General features: G+C 66.4%; 1 protein-coding gene. It reads right to left on the minus strand.

Features of this window, described 5'->3' with window-relative positions; all coding sequences use genetic code 11:
- A partial coding sequence (locus EF834_RS18105; RefSeq protein ID WP_164874188.1) for a condensation domain-containing protein occupies window positions 1-220 on the minus strand: 220 nt, incomplete at both ends.

The raw sequence follows: 220 nt of genomic DNA on the forward strand, positions 1-220 counted from the left end.
GCCTGCTTCCAGTACTCGACCTGCCGCGCGATCACCGACTCCGGATCGTCCTCCGAACCCAGCACCTCCCGCTGCCACAACGCATAATCCGCATACTGCACCGCAAGCGGCGCCCACCCCGGAACCACACCCGCGGTCCGCGCCGCATACGCGGTCACCACATCCCGCATCAGCGGGCCCATCGAGAACCCATCCGCCGCAATGTGATGCAACACCAGCA

It is taken from the genome of Rhodococcus spongiicola (assembly GCF_004011835.1).
GTDB classification, from domain to species: domain Bacteria; phylum Actinomycetota; class Actinomycetes; order Mycobacteriales; family Mycobacteriaceae; genus Prescottella; species Prescottella spongiicola.